We start from the raw sequence: 14,275 nt of genomic DNA on the forward strand, positions 1-14,275 counted from the left end.
CGCCCGGCTCACGAGCTAGCTATCTAGCTAGCCATCGGCCGATGAAAGCGAGCCGTGCGAGGAGTGCGAGGAGTGACGGCGATGTGGACGCTCCAGGACGCGAAGAACAGGTTCAGCCGGGTCGTGGACGACGCGATGTCCGGGACGCCGCAGCGGGTCACCAGGCGGGGCAAGCCGGCTGTCGTCGTCGTGGAGGCCAGGCAATACGACCTGCTCGTGGCGCAGGCGCGCGCCGGGCGCGGCTCCTTTACCGAGCATCTGCTCGCGTTCCCCGGCGATCTTCCCCTCGACCGCGCCGACCTGCGGCCGCGGGAGGTCGATCTCTGATGTACCTCGTCGACACGAACGTCTTGTCCGCGCCGCGCCGCGCCGACCGGGATCGGTCGGTTGCTCGATGGTTCGAGCGGCACGACGAGCGCACGCTGTTCCTGAGCGTCCTCACGCTCGGAGAGATCGAGCGCGGCATCGAGGCGGTGCGGGACCGCGACCCGGATTTCGCGGCGACGCTGCGGGCGTGGGTCGATACGACGGCCGCGCTCTTCGCCGATCGCATCCTGCCGGTCTGTCCGGACGTGGCGCGGATCTGGGGCCGCTTGAGCGCGCAGATCGGGCACAACGGAGTCGACGTTGTGATCGCCGCGACGGCGCTCCACCACGGCGCGGTCGTCGTCACGCGAAACGTCGCGCACTTCGAGGGGACCGGCGTAGAGGTCGAGAACCCGTTCGGTTGAGTTCGTGGGGACCAAATCAGGCGCCGGGCTCGGCGCCGAACTGTCACGGACGTGACGGCGCTTCCGATGCACTCGGCCAGAAACGCTTAGAGCCGCAAGGCTTTGGATGGTGGGCGCGACAGGGATTGAACCTGTGACCCCTACGATGTCAACGTAGTGCTCTCCCGCTGAGCTACGCGCCCTCCAGACCGGCGACTTCGGGTGGGCGCCGCCGGTGAGGAGGGCCGTATAGCGGAGGGATTCGCGGGATGCAAGCGGTAAGATGCACGCTGATCCGTCCCCGCTCTCGCCCCGTCCGCCGGCCCGGTCCCGCCGCGCTCAGGCGGCCAGCAGCTTCTCCACCTCGTTGACGAGGTCCTTGAGATGGAAGGGCTTGGAGAGGACCTTGGCGTCCTTGGGGGCCTGCGTGTCCGGGTTGAGCGCCACCGCGGCGAAGCCGGTGATGAACATCACCTTGATGTCCGGGTCGAGCTCGGTCGCGCGGCGCGCGAGCTCGATGCCGTCCATCTCGGGCATGACGATGTCGGTGAGGAGCAGTTCGAAGGGCTCCTCCCGCAGGCGGTTGTAGGCGGACAAACCGTTGTCGAAGCTCGCCACGTCGTAGCCCGCGTTCTGCAGGGCCTTGGCGAGGAAGCGGCGCATGTCGTCGTCGTCTTCCGCGAGAAGGATCTTCATCTGTCGTCCGGATCGGCTCTGGTGCGAATCGGCTATCGTTGTTCCATAAAGCCGACGGGCCGTAAACAGGCCATGAAGCCGGCTGCCCGCCGCGGCGGCCCGCGCCGATCTGCGCCATGGACAGACGGCGCGCGAGGCCCCATCTTCGATGGCTCGCGCGGGGCGTGCGCGCCGGTTCGGCAGCGCCCCCGCATCAGCTCGGAGACCCGGCAGGCCGCATGCCCGTCGCACAGGACACGCATCTCGGCGCGGACCTCGCGCGCGACGCCGATCTCGACCCGGACTTCGCCCCCGCCTTCGTGGTGGACGCGCCCGGGCGGCAGAGCGCACCCTTCGTCTTCAACGCGCCGCATGCCGGTACGGTCTACCCCGCCTCCTTCCTCGCCGCCGCGCGCCTCTCCGGCGTCGCGCTGCGCCGCTCGGAGGACGCGCACGTCGACGCGCTGTTCGCAGACGCGCCGGCGCTCGGCGCGCCGCTGCTGCGCGCGCGCTTCCCCCGCGCCTATCTCGACGTGAACCGCGAGCCCTACGAGCTCGACCCGCGCATGTTCGACGGGCGGCTGCCCGGCTACGCCAACACGCGCTCGATGCGCGTCGCCGGCGGGCTCGGCACCATCCCGCGCCTCGTCGCGGACGGGCACGAGATCTACGCCCGCAAGCTCGCGGTGGAGGAAGGGCTCGCCCGCGTGGAGGCGCTCTACAAGCCCTATCACCGCACCCTGCGCCGGCTCGTCGAGCGCACCGTCTCGCTCTTCGGCGCCGCCGTCCTGATCGACTGCCACTCGATGCCCTCCTCCTCGCTCGCCCGCGAGGAGATGGGCGTCGCCGACATCGTGCTCGGCGATCGCTACGGGACGAGCTGCGCGGGGCCGATCACGGACCTCGTCGAGGAGGCGCTGCGCCGGCGCGGCTACGGGGTCGCCCGCAACAAGCCCTACGCGGGCGGCTTCATCACCGAGCACTACGGCGAGCCGGCCGGGCGGCGCCACGCCCTGCAGATCGAGATCAACCGCGCGCTCTACATGGACGAGCGCACGCTGGCCCGCAGCCCCGCCTTCGCGACGATCGCCCGCGACCTGATCGACGCCATGGCGGAGGTCTTCCCGGCCATCGCCGCCTGCGTCGGCGCCGCGTCGATCGAGCCGGGGCTCGCGGCGGAATGAGCGGGGTGGGGGCGCGGGCGCCGGCACCATACGATGCGCTTATTCGCGCGGCAGCCAGGGTGAGTGGATTGTAGCAATCCATCTTTTGATTGCCGCAACATAACAGTATTGACAGAAAATTGTCGCGCGTTAACCTCGGCATGCAAACCCTGGACATCCACGGACCGCGCTCTGCGGACTCGATACGCGCTTTGTCCATGCAATCGGTTCTCACGGCCAGGACGACGGCTGTCGCGGCCTGGCTCGACATCAATCGGATCAGGTCGGACCTGGTGGCGGCGATCCTCGGCGGCGCCGCTCCGCTCGACGCTGGTGCCGCACCGCCGGAAAAGGACCACCGTTTCGCTGTGCGCCGCGTGCGAGAACTGTGCGCGGATGCGTTCGCCGCGGCATGGCCATTGCACGCCGAGGTCGCCCGACGCGTTTGCACAGACGCACCGACGTGGTTCGTCGCGCAGCGCGGCGCGAGGCCGCAGACCCGCGACGCTGGGCCGCGCGCGCTTCCATCGATCATCGTTCCCTGGCGTACCGGCTCGGCAGAGGAGGCGCTCTCGCTCGTCCACGAACTCGCGCATGCGGTCCAGATCGTCGCCACACACGTCCACACTCCCGGAGCGACGATGCCGCCCGTGGCGCGCGAGGTCTGCGCATTCCTGGGCGAGAGAGCCGTGTTGCGGCACCTCTCCGACGGCCGGGAACGTCGAGCGCTCCGGGCGGCCTGGATCCGCGACGACCGCACCTATCTGGTCGCCGACGCGCAGCGACTGAGGGCGGCGCTGGCCAGCGGCGGCGCAACCTACGACTACCGTTGGAACTATCCGGTGGCACGCTGGATCGCGCGACGGTCGGCGGGTCTTGCGGAGCCCAACACGGCCTGCGCACTCCTCGAGAGCGGCCCGGATGCGCCCACGCGGCTGGAACCCCACATTCTCGACGCGCTGGCGTCGCGAAATCCGCTCCCGCCGATCGTCGGCCGGGACGAGGCCGGACCGATGGCCGCCTACCGACGCATCGGGGTCGCTGCCGCTCTGGAGACGGCGGCGAAGGATCTCGACGGCGAGACGGTTCAAGGCTTCTACGCTGCGATTGTCGGCGCCCTGCGCGACGGGGGGCTGGTGATCGGGGTCGACGAGGAGGCTCGGCCCTTCGGATGGGGCATCGCATCGCGCGCAGGCGAATCGGCGGCGGGCAACGAGCGGCTCGCGGCGCCGTTCGGCGACCGTGCGCGGATGGAAGCCCTCATCTCCCGCCGCGCCTCCGCCGACGCCAACCGAGGAGGGCACTCGCCATGAGTCGCGTCGACGTCTACGCGAGCCTCGGCGCGATCGTCGAGCTTCTGGCTGCGTCGCCCTACCATCGTGGTCAGCCGTTGCGCCGATACGTCGCCGTGGAGATCGCTCCGCCGCTTCGGCTGGGGCAGGCTCGGATCTGGTTCGATGAGAGCGGAACCGCTACGGCGTTCCTCACCTTCGCCTGTATCACGCCGACGGTCGAGGCCGAATTGCACGCATCTGGCCGCGCCCTGCGGTCGGACGAGTGGGCCTGCGGCACGCGGCTCTTCTTCAACGATTTCGTCGCACCCTACGGCGGCGCGCGCGTCTTCATCCGCGATCTGAAGGAAAACGTCTTCCACGCCGTCCAGCAGCGCACCGCCACCAGCCTCGCCCGCGCGCCGGACGGGAGCGTGCGTGGGATCAAGCGCTGGTTCAAGGCGGATGCCGCCGCGGCGGGCGCGGCCGCCCCGGGGTCGGCTACGGAACACGCCTCGCGGCGCGAGGCGTAGGTGGCCGGGAGGCGCTGGCACGCCCCCCGGCCGAACGAGCCGCCCGGCGGGAGCCGGGCAACACGCAGCACGGAGATCATGCCTCGCATGCCTCCAAATGAGAAGAGAGACGATCGATGACGGATATCGACACGATCATGGCCGAGATCACCTCGCCGGTGAGCTACGGCGGCGGTGGAAGCAGCAGCGGCGGCGGAGGCTCGGGTGGCTGGCAGAGTTCCGACTACGCCAGCAACGGATGGCCCGGGGGTCAAGGCTACGAGTCGTGGAACTTCTCGCCTTCGCCCGCTGGTCAGAACATCCGGGACGGCATCCTCGGGGGCGCCGCCATGGGACTCGCCGCTGGATTCGCAGGTGGCCCTGCCGGGATGGCGGTCGGCGGGGTCAGCGGTGCCGTCGGTGGCAGCGTGCACGCTGCGGGAGAGAATGCTGGCTTGTGGTAGACTGGGCAAACGCCCTCACCGAAGTCGATCCCATGGGGCACGCGTCATCGCGGGCCCCTTCAAGCGGAGCTGTTGCGATGTTTCGGTTGATCATGACTGCGCTCTTCTGGCTTCCGGCATTTCCCGTTGGCGCCGGTGTAAAAGCCCTGCTGCTCCGGTGGGAGCAGCACGATATATACGTGTTGTTGTTCATCTATGCATCCCTCATCTGCTTCAGCATGTACTCTGATCTTCCGAAGCTTCGAAACCGATTCATAGAGGCGTTTCGTCCTTGAGACGCGGGAGGAAGCTGGCCGCTATGTCACGCTGACGTGCCTTCTATCGGCGCTGCAACGTCGGCCGCAATCCGCCTATGCCGTCGGCCTCGGATGGGGCCTGTTCGAATTCGCGCTTCGCATTCCCGCTTTCGCTGCCCCCTTTCTGACGCTCGACGCCTTCGCGAGCCAGGCCGCGTTCGCCGTTCAGTTTCGCTGGGGGCCGCCGGCCGCCGTCGCCGCCTGGATCGCCGTAATCGGATGGCACGTCTGCTTCACGGCGATGATGGCCGAGGGGCTCTTGCGTCGAAGCGCCCTCCTCGTCACGTTGCCGTTCGTCGCGCACGCGTGCGCCAATGCGTTGGCCGTCGTCTCCGTCTCCTCCCTCGGCATGCAGCCGGTGGTCGCAGTCGTGAATTGGATCGTTCTCGCCGTCCTCGTGTGGATGACGAGACGGCTCGCGGCGCCTTCGGACGGTGGCGCGATCGTTCGCCGGTCGGGGGCAGCGGCGGCGCGGGACGACATGGGCGAGACGTGAATGAAGACACCGAGCTACCGTATCTGGACCGCGTTGATCGTCGGCGTGTCGGTCGGGGGGACGGCGTTCGCACTCAACGGCCATGAGCTTCCGCTCCTGGTCAGGAGCGCGATCGGGGGCACTGTCGCGTTGGCCGCCGCCATGTTGGGGGAGCACTTGTTCAAGCCGGAGAAGTAATCCGGGCTGCTCATCGGGTTGCGTTCTGCGGCCCTCTCCGTCGGCGGGCACGCGTTCTTCACCGCTCTCCCAGGCTCATCTGCACCGTCTCCACGATCGGCGCAAAGAAGTAGCTGATCAATCGCCGCTCGCCCGTCACGACATCGACGGTGGCCGTCATGCCGGGGCGCAGCGGGTAGTGGCCGAGCGGTGCTTCCAGGTAGGTCGTGTCCGGCGTGATGCGGGTCACGAACACGAACGCGCCGTCCACTTCCACGGCGTCCGCCGAGACGGTGCGCACCTCTCCCGAGACGTAGCCGAAGCGTTCCGTAGGATAGGCATCGAGGCGAATGATGGCGCGTTGACCCGGTTCGAGGAAGCCGGCGTCGATGTTGGGGAAGGCGGCCTCGATCTCCGGCGCGTCCGCAGTGGGCACGACCCGCATCAACTCCTCGCCGGCCTGAGCGACGCCGCCGACGGTGAAGACGCGCAACTGATCGACGACACCGCCGACGGGAGCCGTCAGCGTCATGGCGGCGCGGCGGCGCCTGGCCTGAACCAGTTCCTCCGAGAGCGCGGCGAGACGCGCCTCGATGTCGGCGCGCCGGGCGGTGAGCCGTGCGCGAACCCCAGCGAACAGCGCGGAACGCTCGGCGGCGATCTCGGCGGCGGTTGCGGCGATGCGCTCGGCCTCGCGCTCCAGGACGCGGCGCTCCGCTGCGAGGCGCGTGCTCTCGTCGAGGACATCGAGGTGGGTGAGGCGGCTCGTCGTGCCGCGCTCGAGCAGTTCCTGCGAGGCAGCGAGGCGCTCGTCCTGCGTCTCGAGCGCGGCATCGACGCGCGCCGCGTTCGCCTGGAGAACGGCGCGCGTGCGCGCGTTGGCCGCCATGCGCGCGTCCGTTCGCCTCGCGGCGCTCGAAAGCTCCTCGAGCTCGGCTTCGAGCAGCAGGCTCTGCTCCCGTGCGTAGCGCCGATCTCCATCGGGTGGCACGAACGCAGTCAGCGCATCCACGACGAAGCCCTCCTCGGCGGGGTCCCGGCTCGCGGCCTCCAGCGCCGCGTCGATCCGCGCGCGCTCGATCCGAAGGCGCAGATCCTCGGCCTCCCGTCGCGCCAGTTCGGCCTGCGCATCGGTGGAGTCGAAGGCGACGAGCACCTCCCCGGCTGCGACCCGCTGCCCATTCTCCACCGCGATCGCTGCGATGCGACCGTCGAACTCCGGCTCGATCACCTGCACGCGCGAAAGCGGAATCACGCGCCCCTGCCCGCGCGCCACGATCTCGACTTCGAGCAGGATGGAGACCGTCACCGCGGTCGCGAACACCGCGACCAGCCCGAGGATCGTCAGGTGGAGAGTGGGGGAGACGACGCGGTCTGCTGTCGGGCTCATCGTCCGAACATCGCAAAATCGATGATTCGATCGGGGTCGGGAAAGACGTCGGGCCTGTGCGTGATGACGACGACAGTCGTCTCCCGCGCGAGGTCCCGGATCTCTCGTGCCATGATGGCCTGGGCCGCCGCGTCCAGCGCGCTCGTCGGCTCGTCGAGAACAAGGACCTTGGGGCGCATGGCGAGGGAGCGGGCGATGGCGATACGCTGTCGCTGGCCACCCGACAGATTCATCCCGCGCTCGCCCACGGGGCTGTCGAGGCCTCGCGGAAGCCGCGCGACCACATCGTCCGCTGCCGCGCGGCGGAGGGCCTCCGTCAGCGAGCTTTCGTCTTGCGCGGAACCGTGCATGCAGAGGTTCTCCCGTACGGTGCCGGTGAACAGAAAGGGCTCCTGCGGTACGTAGGCGATCGTCCTGCGGACGTTCCCGGGATCGAAGCCGGCTATATCCTCCTCACCGAGCAGCACCCGACCCGTCTGCGGCGCCTCGATCCCGGCCGCGAGCCTGCCGAAGGTCGACTTGCCGATTCCGGACGGGCCGACGACGAGCGTCAGAGTTCTGGGCTCGAACATGCAGGAGACGCCGCGCAGGACGGCTGTGCCGTCGCCATATCCGAAGTGCACGTCCTCGAAGACGAGACGCGGCTCCAATGTGGTGGAAAGCTGCGGCTTCGTGTCGAAACCCTCCTGCGTTTCGCACAGGATGTCGCCCAACCGCTGCCTGGCGATTCGAACGTTCTGCCAACTCTCCCAGAGACTCGCGAAGTTGCCGATGGGGCCGACGACGCGCCCGACGAGAAGGTGGAAGGCGACGAGCTGCCCGAGTGTGATCTCGTTGGCGAAGACGAGCGACGCGCCGACGAACACGATCGCGATCGTCAGCGCCCGATCGACGGCGAAGATCGTCTCTGCGTTCGCGATCCTCAGCGTGCCGACGCGGAAGGCGGCCTCGAGCGACTGGGTGAGCGTGCCCTGCAGCCGTTCCAGGATCGGCGCCTCGGCCGCAAGCGCTTTCAAAGCGACCGCTCCCGCAAGGCTCTCTACCACATGAGCCTGGTGGCGAGCGCCCCGATCGAATTGGACGCGCAGACGCTCGCGTAGGAATGGTCCGTAGGCGAGATAAGCGAACGCCTGGACCGGCAGGGTCGCGACCACGATCCAGGCCAGGGTCGTAGAAATCGTGAACAGGACCGCGACGTAAACGGCGACGAAGACGAGGTCGAGGAGGACACCCGTTGTCGCGCCTACGAGGAAGGCGCGAATCGTATCGGTTTCCGAGACCCGCGCGAGAGTCTCGCCGATATTCCAGCGTCGGAAGTGGGCCACCGGCAGGCGGAGCAGGTGCGCGAAGATCCGCTTGGCCAGCTCGCGCGTGACGCTCGTCGTCGTGGCGAGCCCGAGATACCCGGACAGAGCCTGTAAGGCCACTTGGTAGAGGCTCGCGAGCGCGAAGACGGTGACGACCACCACCAGAGTCGCTTCGCGCTGGAACGGCAGCACCCGATCGATGATCACCTGGAAGACGAAGGGTTCGACGAGCCCGAGGAGCCGAAGGCAGATCGCAACGACCATCAACTCCAAGTAGACTGGAGCATACTGCCAGAGAGTTTTACCGAACCACGAAAGCGGCACCGGAGGCGACGCCGTACGAGCCTGTTCCGGTGACGCAGACGACACGATGGCTTCCCAGATTGTGCAAATTGCGTAAAACGCTATAGCAACTTTGCATTATGATCAAGACCACGCGCCGGACACCGGTCGTACGCCGCCCCACCCCCCCGGCAAAAGTTGCCCGTCGGCCCCCGGGATTAACCCACCGTTAACCCTAACCCGCCCAAATCGAGCCCATCAGGATTCCTCCAGCCCGCCCGAGCCATGAACGCACTCTCCGCCAAGCGCGCCCCAGAGCCCGAGACCGCCGAGCCCGAGACCGCCGAGCCCGACGCCCCGTCGGCACCGGCCGCCATCCGCTTCCGCGGCCGATCCTTCGTCGCGCTCGTGCTCGCGCCGGAGCTGCCGTTCGACGATTGGCTGGCACGGCTCGACGCGCTCGCCGAGAAGTCGGCGGGGTTCTTCCTCGGGCGCCCGATCGTGCTCGACCTGAAGGATCTCGCGGTGAACCGCGAGGGGCTGGCGACGCTCGTCGAGAAGCTCGGCGAGCGGGGCGTGCGGATCATGGGCGTGGAGAACGCCAAGCCGTCCCAGCTCGGCCCCGGCCTGCCGCCGGAGATGCGCGGCGGGCGTCCGGCGAACGACATCGATCCCGAGGCGGAGCGCGCAGCGACGGCCCGGGCCGCGGCGCAGGCGCTCGCGCAGAGCGGTCCGGCGGCTCCGGCCGGCGTGGCGGCGGCGGCGGAGGCCGCGGCGAAGGCGGCCGCCGACGCGGCCACGGCCGTGTCCGGTCCCCAGGCGCCCCAGGCCACGCCCTCGCTGATCATCGACCAGCCGGTCCGCTCGGGCCAGTCGATCGTCTTCACGGAGGGCGACGTCACCGTGCTCGGCTCGGTCGCCTCCGGCGCGGAGGTGGTCGCCGGCGGCTCGATCCACGTCTACGGCGCCCTGCGCGGCCGGGCGCTCGCGGGCGCCACCGGCGATCCGCGCGCGCGCATATTCTGCCGCAGGCTCGAGGCCGAGCTCGTGGCGATCGACGGCCTCTACAAGACGGCCGAGGACATCGGGGCATCGCTGCGCGGCCAGCCGGCACAGGTCTGGCTCGAGGGCGACGCCATGAAGATTGCGGCGATCGGCTGACGAAAGACGTCGACGACGCGGGGGCAGCAACGGAGGTGGTGGCGATGGCCAAGGTTCTCGTCGTGACATCGGGTAAGGGAGGCGTCGGCAAGACGACCTCGACCGCAGCGCTCGGGGCCGCCCTGGCCTCGCAGGGCAAGAACGTCGTCGTGGTCGACTTCGACGTCGGTCTGCGCAATCTCGACCTCGTCATGGGCGCCGAGCGGCGCGTGGTCTACGATCTGATCAACGTGGTGCAGGGCGACGCGAAGCTCGCCCAGGCGCTGATCCGGGACAAGCGGTGCGACACGCTGCACCTGCTCCCGGCCTCGCAGACGCGCGACAAGGACAACCTCACCGCCGAGGGCGTCGCGCGCGTCATGGACGAACTGCGCGAGAAGTTCGACTGGGTGATCTGCGACAGCCCCGCCGGCATCGAGCGCGGCGCCACGCTCGCCATGCGCCACGCCGACGCGGCGATCGTGGTGACGAACCCCGAGGTCTCCTCGGTGCGCGATTCCGACCGCATCATCGGGCTCCTCGATTCGAAGACGCTCAAGGCGGAAGCCGGCGAGCGGATGGACAAGCACCTGCTGCTCACGCGCTACGACCCGATCCGGGCCGAGCGCGGCGACATGCTCAAGGTCGACGACGTCCTCGAGATCCTCTCGATCCCCCTGCTGGGCATCATCCCCGAGAGTCAGGACGTCCTGCGCGCGTCGAATCTCGGCAGCCCCGTCACCCTCTGCGAGCCGGGCTCCACGCCCGCCCGCGCCTATTTCGACGCCGCGCGGCGTCTCGAGGGGGCGAGCCTGCCGGTGGTGGTACCCAGCGAGAAGAAGGGCTTCCTGGGCAAGCTCTTCGGAAGGAGGGCCGCATGAACCTGCTCAACCTGTTCACGCGTCGCTCGTCCGCGCCGGTCGCGCGCGAGCGGCTCCAGGTCCTGCTCGCGCACGAGCGCGCCGTGATCGGCAATTCCGATCTCGTCGCCGTGCTGCGCGAGGAGATCCTCGCCGTGATCGCCAAGCACGTGCCGGTCGAGCGCGACAAGGTGCGGGTGAAGATGGACCGGGGCGAATCGATGTCTCTGCTCGAGGTCGACATCGAGCTGCCGGAGATGCCGGCCGCGCCCAAGGCGGCGAAGGTCGCCTGACGGGACCTCGCCGGCGGCCGGCGCGCGGCGCCTCCGACGAATGGCGGTCTTCCCCCGGCCCGGGCGATGGGCGACCATCCCCGGACAAAAAAAGGGCCGCTCCGGAGAGCGGCCCCAAGTCTAGGGAGGAAACGCCCAAGGAGGGCATACGGGAGGGCAACGCCATGCCCTACCGCACTGCACAAGATACATTGCGCCGCACAAAACACAAGCCCCGGAAACACCGGATGGCCCGTCCCCAGCGCGCAGGCCCATGCGTCCGACGCATACGGCCCCCCTCACGGCCCGCGCGTGTTGCATCACGCGCCGGAGCGCGACCCCAGCGGCGCCCCCGGCTTGTTCCGGCGCGCCACTCGTGAGATTGAGGAACCGGTTTCCTCACTCGAGGTGCGGCGGCATGGCCCTGTACGATATCGCTAGCTTCGTCGACGATCTCGCCACCGCCTCGGGCAAGGCGATCCTGCCCTTCTTCCGCACCGCCATGGCCGCGTCCGACAAGGGCGGGCGCGACGGCGGCTTCGATCCGGTGACGGAGGCGGACAAGGCCGGCGAGTCGGCCATGCGCCACCTGATCAAGCGCGCCTTCCCGGGCCACGGCATCGTCGGCGAGGAATACGGGTCCGAAGGCGAGGGCGCCGAGTACGTCTGGGTGCTCGACCCGATCGACGGCACACGCGCCTTCATCTCGGGCCTCCCGACCTGGGGCACGCTGATCGGGCTCACCCGCAACGGCCGGCCCTGCTACGGGCTGATGCACCAGCCCTTCACGGGCGAGCGCTTCTTCGGCGACGGCGGCAGGGCGACCTATCGCGGCCCGATCCCCGGCTCGGGCAGCGGCGCCGGCCGAGGCCCGGAGACGGGCGAGCGGCGGCTGCGCACGCGCCGCTGCGCGCGCCTCGCCGAGGCGACCCTGTCGGCGACGAGCCCGCGGCTGTTCGCGCCGGGCGCGGAGCGGGAGGCCTTCGGGCGGGTCGAGGCGGCGTCGCGCAACGTGCGCTTCGGCTTCGACTGCTACGCCTACTGCATGCTCGCAGCCGGCCACATCGACATCGTCGTCGAGGCCGGGCTCCAGCCCTACGACATCGTGGCGCTGATCCCGATCGTCGAGGGCGCCGGCGGCGTCGTCACGACCTGGGACGGGGGCGACCCCTCCGGCGGCGGGACGATCGTGGCTTCGGGCGACGAGCGGGTCCACGCGGAGACGCTGCGGCTGCTCGCGGGGTGAGCGGCGCCGCCCCGCGACCCGCGCGGCTCACGCCACGAACAGCCGCACGAGGTGGTGCGCGATCGCGACCGGCGGCGGCACGCGCAGGGCTTCGGGGTGCGCGTCCGCGAGCATCAGCCGCACCTCGTCGCGGGAGAACCAGCGCGCGTCCTCCAGCTCCGCGTGGTCGATCGTGAGCGCGTCGCACAGCGCCTCGCCGACGCAGCCGAGCATCAGCGAGGACGGAAACGGCCAGGGCTGGGAGAGGGCGTAGGAGACCGCGCCGACCCGCACGCCCGCCTCCTCGAAGGTCTCCCGGCGCACCGCGTCCTCCACCGTCTCGCCTGGCTCGATGAAGCCCGCGAGGCAGGAGTAGTTGCCGGTCGGAAAGCGCGCCTGGCGGCCGAGCAGGCAGCGGTCGCCCCGCGTGATCAGCATGATCACGACGGGGTCGGTGCGCGGGAAGTGCTGGGCGCCGCAGGCGTCGCAGTCGCGGCGGTAGCCGGAGGCGGACTGCCGTGTCGGCGCGCCGCAATTGGCGCAGAAGCCGTGGCGCAGGTGCCAGGAGACGAGGGAGCGCGCCTGGGCGAGGAGGCCGATCTCGCGCTCGGGCACGAGGCCGCGCGTCGCGAGCCCGCGCAGGTCGTGCGGCTCGACGCCCGGCCGCGCCGCCAGCGCATCGAGCGCATCCGCCGGCGCGGCGGTGGCGAGGACGGGGCGGCCGTCGAGCGTGCCGAGATAGACCTGCACGGTCGTCGCGATGCCGTCGAGCACCGGCTGCGGGTGCAGCGCGCCGAGCGCATCGCCGTCACGGCGCAGGAGCGGCGTATCGCCGGCGAAGAGAGCCGTGAGCGCCCGCGGGTCGCCCGCATGCCGCGCGAGTGCGGCATCGCCGTGCTCGCTCGTGTGGCGCACGAGGCCGTTCGTGGCGAAGCCGAGCGGCGGGGTGGTGTCGGGCATGGGGTATGTCTCCGGTGCCGCGGCGGGTCAGGCGGCGACGAAGGCCGCGCGCAGGCGCTCGAGCAGCGCCGCGACCGCATGCGGCGGGTAGGGAACGCGCGTGCCGTGGCCCCAGGCCGGACCCGGCCAGGCGGGATCGGAGGCGAACCGCGCGAGCACGTGGACGTGGAGTTGCGGGACGACGTTGCCGAGGGCGCCCACGTTGACCTTGTCCGGCCGGGCGACCTCGAGCAGCACCCGCGAGGCGACGCGGATCTCCTCCATCAGGGCCCGCGCGTCTCCGTCCGTCAGGTCGGCGATCTCGACGAGGCCGGGCCGGCGCGGCACCAGGATCAGCCAGGGGAAGCGCGCGTCGTTCATCAGGAGGACGGCGGACAGGCCGAGATCGCCCACGGGCAGCGTGTCGGCGGAGAGGCGCGGATCGAGGGCGAAGCCGGTCTGCGGCGGGGCGGGCGTGCTCATGACGGGGAGGATAGAGCGCGGCGCGGCCGGCGGCTACGGGGCTCGCAGGATTGGGCGATCCTCAGAGTTCCTCGTCCTCCGCCGGCGGCGCCATCGGCTCTGCCGCCTCCGAGATGCCTACCGCCGCGGCGCCCGTCTCGTCGTCGACCGGCGCGCGCTCGCGCACGTCGACGATCTGCGCGCCGGGGAAGCGGGCGAGCACGCTCTGGACGAGGGGGTGGTTCTGCGCGTCGCGCCGGCGCTCGCGGGCGGCCTCCGCCGCCACCTCGGCGAGCGGCGGCGCGCCCTCCTCGCGCGAGAGCGCCACCATCCAGCGCCGGCCGGTGAGCTCGGCGAGCTTGCGGGAGATCTCGTTGGGCAGGTCGCGCCGGCCCGAGTCGGCGAGGGCGAACTCGAGCCGCCCGTCCTCGTAGTGGACGAGGCGCACGTCGCATTCGAGGGCGCGCTTGAGGCCGATGTCGCGGCGCTCTCCGACGAAGGCCACGAGGTCCTCGAAGCGGGCGAGCTTCACCGCGGGGACCGCCTGCGCCACAGCGGGCTGCGCGGGCATCGAGGCGGGGGTCGACTCCGGCCGCGGGCTCGACGGCACCGCGGCGAGAAGCGCCTTCGCCGGCGGCAGCGCGGCGCGACCGCC

General features: G+C 70.3%; 17 protein-coding genes, 1 tRNA gene and 1 pseudogene. 12 read left to right on the forward strand and 7 right to left on the reverse strand.

Annotated features, from left to right (window positions below; genetic code table 11):
- Positions 1–81 precede the first annotated feature (81 nt).
- On the forward strand, positions 82–327 hold the full coding sequence (locus AB9M23_RS19520) for a type II toxin-antitoxin system Phd/YefM family antitoxin (protein ID WP_372426250.1): 246 nt from the start codon (positions 82–84) through the stop codon (positions 325–327).
- Positions 327–731, forward strand: coding sequence for a type II toxin-antitoxin system VapC family toxin (locus tag AB9M23_RS19525; RefSeq protein WP_372426251.1), 405 nt, complete (start codon positions 327–329; stop codon positions 729–731). The genes AB9M23_RS19520 and AB9M23_RS19525 overlap by 1 nt, the downstream gene beginning before the upstream one ends.
- 107 nt (positions 732–838) lie before the next feature.
- Here the strand turns inward: AB9M23_RS19525 and AB9M23_RS19530 are convergent.
- Together AB9M23_RS19530 and cpdR are read right to left on the reverse strand one after the other, a co-directional pair.
- Positions 839–913 (reverse strand) — tRNA-Val (locus AB9M23_RS19530).
- A gap of 136 nt (positions 914–1,049) precedes the next feature.
- Positions 1,050–1,406 (reverse strand): cell cycle two-component system response regulator CpdR, encoded by a 357-nt coding sequence (gene cpdR / locus AB9M23_RS19535; protein ID WP_029031016.1) that lies wholly within the window; start codon positions 1,404–1,406, stop codon positions 1,050–1,052.
- A gap of 302 nt (positions 1,407–1,708) precedes the next feature.
- Between cpdR and AB9M23_RS19540 the strand changes: the two genes are divergently transcribed.
- The 6 genes from AB9M23_RS19540 (at position 1,709) to AB9M23_RS19565 (ending at position 5,764) form a co-directional block, all read left to right on the forward strand.
- A complete protein-coding gene (locus AB9M23_RS19540; RefSeq protein ID WP_372426269.1) occupies positions 1,709–2,569 on the forward strand; it encodes an N-formylglutamate amidohydrolase in 861 nt (286 codons plus the stop codon).
- Positions 2,570–2,766: 197 nt separating this feature from the next.
- Positions 2,767–3,861: a hypothetical protein gene (locus AB9M23_RS19545; RefSeq protein ID WP_372426252.1), complete on the forward strand. Its 1,095-nt coding sequence runs from the start codon at positions 2,767–2,769 to the stop codon at positions 3,859–3,861.
- Entirely contained in the window at positions 3,858–4,352 is a 495-nt protein-coding gene (locus tag AB9M23_RS19550) for a toxin-activating lysine-acyltransferase (protein WP_372426253.1), read from the forward strand. The genes AB9M23_RS19545 and AB9M23_RS19550 overlap by 4 nt, the downstream gene beginning before the upstream one ends.
- 116 nt (positions 4,353–4,468) lie before the next feature.
- Positions 4,469–4,795: a hypothetical protein gene (locus AB9M23_RS19555; RefSeq protein WP_372426254.1), complete on the forward strand. Its 327-nt coding sequence runs from the start codon at positions 4,469–4,471 to the stop codon at positions 4,793–4,795.
- A 540-nt stretch (positions 4,796–5,335) separates the two neighbouring features.
- Positions 5,336–5,587 (forward strand): hypothetical protein, encoded by a 252-nt coding sequence (locus tag AB9M23_RS19560; RefSeq protein WP_372426255.1) that lies wholly within the window; start codon positions 5,336–5,338, stop codon positions 5,585–5,587.
- Positions 5,588–5,764, forward strand: a complete 177-nt coding sequence (locus tag AB9M23_RS19565) for a hypothetical protein (protein WP_372426256.1) — start codon at positions 5,588–5,590, stop codon at positions 5,762–5,764.
- A 58-nt stretch (positions 5,765–5,822) separates the two neighbouring features.
- On the opposite strand, the gene AB9M23_RS19570 is transcribed toward AB9M23_RS19565, so the two are convergent.
- Complete coding sequence (locus AB9M23_RS19570) at positions 5,823–7,133, reverse strand: HlyD family type I secretion periplasmic adaptor subunit (RefSeq protein WP_372426257.1); 1,311 nt, start codon at positions 7,131–7,133, stop codon at positions 5,823–5,825.
- On the reverse strand, positions 7,130–8,704 hold the full coding sequence (locus AB9M23_RS19575; RefSeq protein ID WP_372426258.1) for a peptidase domain-containing ABC transporter: 1,575 nt from the start codon (positions 8,702–8,704) through the stop codon (positions 7,130–7,132). The genes AB9M23_RS19570 and AB9M23_RS19575 overlap by 4 nt, the downstream gene beginning before the upstream one ends.
- A 303-nt stretch (positions 8,705–9,007) precedes the next feature.
- Between AB9M23_RS19575 and minC the strand changes: the two genes are divergently transcribed.
- From minC to hisN, 4 genes are all read left to right on the forward strand, one after another.
- Positions 9,008–9,883 carry a septum site-determining protein MinC gene (gene minC / locus AB9M23_RS19580; protein WP_372426259.1) on the forward strand — a complete coding sequence of 292 codons (876 nt, stop codon included), beginning with the start codon at positions 9,008–9,010 and terminating at the stop codon, positions 9,881–9,883.
- Positions 9,884–9,927: 44 nt separating this feature from the next.
- Positions 9,928–10,743 carry a septum site-determining protein MinD gene (gene minD / locus AB9M23_RS19585; RefSeq protein WP_372426260.1) on the forward strand — a complete coding sequence of 272 codons (816 nt, stop codon included), beginning with the start codon at positions 9,928–9,930 and terminating at the stop codon, positions 10,741–10,743.
- Entirely contained in the window at positions 10,740–11,015 is a 276-nt protein-coding gene (minE, locus tag AB9M23_RS19590) for a cell division topological specificity factor MinE (protein ID WP_372426261.1), read from the forward strand. The genes minD and minE overlap by 4 nt, the downstream gene beginning before the upstream one ends.
- Positions 11,016–11,412: 397 nt before the next feature.
- The gene (gene hisN / locus AB9M23_RS19595) at positions 11,413–12,240 is read left to right on the forward strand and encodes a histidinol-phosphatase (RefSeq protein WP_372426262.1); all 828 of its coding nucleotides are present in this window, start codon (positions 11,413–11,415) and stop codon (positions 12,238–12,240) included.
- A gap of 27 nt (positions 12,241–12,267) precedes the next feature.
- Here hisN and nudC read toward each other — a convergent pair whose 3' ends face one another.
- From nudC to AB9M23_RS19610, 3 genes and pseudogenes are all read right to left on the reverse strand, one after another.
- Entirely contained in the window at positions 12,268–13,179 is a 912-nt protein-coding gene (gene nudC, locus AB9M23_RS19600; protein WP_372426263.1) for an NAD(+) diphosphatase, read from the reverse strand.
- Positions 13,180–13,206: 27 nt separating this feature from the next.
- Positions 13,207–13,641, reverse strand: coding sequence for an HIT domain-containing protein (locus tag AB9M23_RS19605; protein WP_372426264.1), 435 nt, complete (start codon positions 13,639–13,641; stop codon positions 13,207–13,209).
- Positions 13,642–13,702: 61 nt separating this feature from the next.
- A pseudogene (locus AB9M23_RS19610) lies at positions 13,703–14,275 on the reverse strand (DNA polymerase III subunit gamma/tau); the annotation flags it as partial.

This window comes from Salinarimonas chemoclinalis, assembly GCF_041514305.1.
Classification (GTDB): domain Bacteria; phylum Pseudomonadota; class Alphaproteobacteria; order Rhizobiales; family Beijerinckiaceae; genus Salinarimonas; species Salinarimonas chemoclinalis.